The organism is Acinetobacter sp. Ver3 (assembly GCF_000632455.1).
GTDB lineage: Bacteria > Pseudomonadota > Gammaproteobacteria > Pseudomonadales > Moraxellaceae > Acinetobacter.
This window is the reverse complement of record NZ_JFYL01000125.1, coordinates 1-3281: the sequence shown is the minus strand read 5'-3', so window position 1 is coordinate 3281 and position 3281 is coordinate 1. Positions and strand designations below refer to the sequence as shown.

The following is a 3281-nucleotide window of genomic DNA, read 5'->3' as shown; positions in this document are numbered from 1 at the left end:
CACCCTGTTTAGAACCACAGGCATCATCACCGAAGCCTCACAAGGACAAAGCGATGGGGCACTGACCCTCTACAAACTCACGCTTAACGATGCAACTTCACTTTGGCACAAACGCCGCAACAGCCGCGTATTTATGAACAAATCCGTGGTCGAAGTCGTCGAAATTCTCTTTGAAGAATGGCAAAACAAAAGCCCGCTCTTTGCCTCGAGCCTCAGCCTAGACCACAGTGGATTGCAACAACAATACGACATCCGACCCTTCATCATGCAAAGCAACGAAAGCGACTACGAATTTCTGACTCGCTTACTACGCAGTGAAGGCATTAACTGGCTCATTGATGAAGCGCAACCGATTGTACCGAGCAACAACAGCCCGATTGAAGCACAAAAGCTCCGCTTGATTGACGACAACAGCCAATACCAAGCCCTTAACCGACGCAACATTCGCTACCATCGTAGTGATGCGACAGAACAATTTGATAGCATCACCAGTTTTATTGGACAACGCAGCCTACAACCCACCGCAGTCCACCTACAACGCTGGCAAGCCACAGCCCTCGAACAAGAAGAAGGCGCAGGCTCAGTCCAAAGCAAACACCAACACAGTGACCACCAAGACAATGCCAGCCTAGGCCTCGAACAAGCATGGCACATCAGCCCTGCATGGATCCAAGACCTCAAAGGCGAAGACCAAGCCACCGCCTCAGGTAACAGCCAAGTCGAAAAACTCAACCAACACCTCAGCGACTACTACGCCGGACAAAGCAAACAATTCATCGCCAAAGCCAGCGTCAGAGACAGCCAAGTCGGCTACTGGTTCAAACTCGATGGCCATCCAGAAATTGAACAACATAGCGGAGCTGACCAAGAATTCCTCATTGTAGGCAAACGCTACTACAACCAAAACAACCTACCCAAAGACTTAGACCAACAAGTCCAACAACTGCTACAACGCAGCCAATGGACGCCAAAACACAAGACAAACACCAACCAAGCAACCCACACGGACCAAGAACGCCAAGCCAGCGAACTCATCCTACAACGACGCAACATCAAAACCGTACCCGAATACAACCCCTTACAACATCGACCTAGCACCCATCCGCAACGTGCCAAAGTGGTGGGACCTGCAGGAGAAGAAATCCATGTCGATGAATGGGGGCGCATCAAAGTACGCTTCCTGTTTACCCGAGCAGAAGACCACCAATTTGATGGCGGTGCCGGCAGTAACAACAACGATACCGATTCAGCTTGGGTCGATGTACTGACCCCATGGGCGGGCGAAGGCTATGGTGCACGCTTCCTTCCTCGAATCAATGAAATCGTGGTTATCGACTTCTTTGACGGCAACATCGACCGTCCCTTTGTGGTGGGCCGCCTACATGAAGCCCAACGCAGCCCAACTCGATTTGACAGTCAAGGCCAACTGCCAGATACCAAAAAACTCGCAGGGATTAAAAGTAAAGAAGTCCAAGGCGAAGGCTATGGACAACTCCGCTTTGATGACACCACAGGACAAATCTCCACCCAACTGCAAAACACCCACGGGGCGAGCCAACTTAACCTAGGGAATCTCAGTCATCCCAAAGCAACCGCAGAAAGTGAAGGACGAGGCGAAGGTTTCGAACTCAGAACTGACCAATGGGGTGCAGTACGAGCGGGCGAAGGCATACTCATCTCCACCTACAAACAAGAACAAGCCAAAGCAAACCATCTCGATGCAAGCGAAGCCAAACAACAACTCGAAAGTAGCTTAAACAACGCCAAAGCCCTCAGTGAAGTGGCAAAAAACCAACAAACTGATCCACTGAGCTTACTCGAAAACCTACAGGGCTATCTCAAGAACTTAGAGAGCGAAGACCAAAGCAAAGCCGCGGCTTTTAAACAAGCGATCATGCTCTTGGCTTCACCAAGTTCAATTGCCGTAGAAAGTAACGAAGACATCCACCTCAGTGCAGATGGGCAGATCAACCAGATTGCACAAGGAAGCATTAACACCAGCACGCAAGACAGCATCATCGGACATGCCAGCAAAAAGATCAGTTTATTTGCAGCGCAAGAAGGGGCACGACTGTATGCAGGCAAAGGCAAGATCGAGATTCAAGCTCAAGGGGATGGGGCTGACTTGATTGCAAGAAAGGGTGTGCAGATTATTTCCACGGAAGATACGATTTATATCACCAGTCCGAATGAAATTAATCTAACCGCAGGCGGCTCACAAGTAAAATTAAATAGCTCTGGGATATTACCAACCACAGGAGGCAAGTTTGAGGCGAAAGCGGGGCAACATAAGTTTATTGGTGGAATTAAAAAAAATCTGACGATTCCTTATTTGCCTGAGTTAGGAGAAGAAAAAAACTGGTTAGCTATTAATTTGTTTGAAAATGATGGAATAAATCCAATTAAGAATGTGCCTTATAATATTCATTTAGAATCAGGGAGTATAATTGCTGGGATCTTAGATGAAAATGGATATGCTTACCATTCTCCTATTTCCGATGCAAAGGTAAAAAAAGTTGAGTACCAGTTAAATAATAATGCAAATGAGCCTAACTGGTCGCCTTACTCGGAACTCATAATTATTGTCGATAAAAGCTTTGGTAAAGAGAATTAAAATAAATGAATGAAAATCTAAGAAATGCATTAGCTTTTTTTAAATCAGCTCCTCAAGCATTACAATCGACATATGATGTAAGTGTTAAAGCAGTAAATCAAAGTATTCAAATGATCGGAGATGCTGCAAAATCAATTGCAGAATGGATATGGGGAGTGTTATTGGGAGATTTTAATGATGATCAGTCTACGAGTCAGATAGTAGCTGGTACTGCAATTTCTATGATTCCTTATGTTGACCAGATTTGTGACGTGAGGGATATAGTTGCTTGCTCTTTGAATCTCAAAAATAATCCTGATAGCCTTGAGCCGAAAATTTCATTAGGGTTAACTTTAGTTGGTATTATTCCAACTTTAGGGTCATTTTTAAAAGGATGTTTTAAAATAGTTTTTTCAAAACTTAAACGATTAATGAAAGCAAGGAGGATAAAAAAAGCTAATGCTGATTTTTATAAGCTAATAGAAGAGCAATTGGATAATTGTATTATAGATATTAAGAAATTTCACAACGATAAAGATGTTCAAAAATTTTTGAAAAAACATAATATTCAAGAACCTTATAAGTTGACAAAAATAACTAATCATGCGAAAAAGTTTTTTTAGTTAACAGATGTTCACACATGCCTCGAATTGTTTCTGTACCACTTAGTTTAGAACAGCGAGAACAA

Annotated in this window: 2 protein-coding genes; both read left to right on the top strand. The window is 44.1% G+C overall.

Translation table 11 applies throughout. The features are described from left to right. Positions 1–2614 (top strand): type VI secretion system Vgr family protein (locus tag CL42_RS15705; RefSeq protein WP_155757013.1); only part of this gene is annotated, 2614 nt, incomplete at its 5' end. Positions 2615–2619: 5 nt separating this feature from the next. After that, positions 2620–3216, top strand: a complete 597-nt coding sequence (locus CL42_RS15700) for a hypothetical protein (protein WP_051586654.1) — start codon at positions 2620–2622, stop codon at positions 3214–3216. The last annotated feature ends 65 nt before the right edge of the window (positions 3217–3281 follow it).

Bases quoted from the DNA above. Each gene is read 5' to 3' on its own strand.
- CL42_RS15700 (WP_051586654.1), top strand. From the start codon at position 2,620: ATGAATGAAAATCTAAGAAATGCATTAGCTTTTTTTAAATCAGCTCCT.